The sequence below is a fragment of the Kitasatospora sp. NPDC056531 genome (assembly GCF_042794375.1).
GTDB lineage: Bacteria > Actinomycetota > Actinomycetes > Streptomycetales > Streptomycetaceae > Kitasatospora.
The window spans coordinates 1-474 of sequence record NZ_JBHTTU010000220.1 but is presented as its reverse complement, the minus strand read 5'-3'; the positions used below and the strand labels follow the sequence as shown (position 1 = coordinate 474).

The following is a 474-nucleotide window of genomic DNA, read 5'->3' as shown; positions in this document are numbered from 1 at the left end:
AGCACAGGGCGGGCCGCCTCGGCGTCCAGCACCCGCTGGCACGGCACGCCGTCGACCGCGGGGAAGACGGTGCGCAGGCTCTCGTGCCGCTCGACCACGTCCGCGAGCGCCGCCTCCAGGGCTCGCCGGTCCAGCGCTCCCGACAGGCGCAGCGCCAGCGGCACGTTGTAGGTCGCGCTCGGGCCCTCCATCCGGTGCAGGAACCACAGGCGCTGCTGGGCGGAGGACAGCGGCACGGCCTCGGGGCGCACCCGCCGCGTCAGCGCGGGCCGGGCCCGGCCCGCGCGGTCCACCGCCGCGGCCAGCTCCGCCACCGTCGGCGCGTCGAACAGGTCGCCCAGTCGCAGCTCGACGCCCAGCACCGACCGGGCCCGGGCGACCAGCCGGGCGGCCAGCAGGGAGTGGCCGCCGAGCTCGAAGAAGTCGTCGTCCGGTCCGGCCTCGGGCACCCCGAGCACCTCGACGAAGAGGCCC

Annotated in this window: 1 protein-coding gene; it reads right to left on the bottom strand. The window is 77.8% G+C overall.

What is annotated here, in order from left to right; genetic code table 11:
• Positions 1–474: condensation domain-containing protein (locus tag ACFQ87_RS44530; RefSeq protein WP_380616764.1), on the bottom strand; the 474-nt coding region annotated here is incomplete at both ends.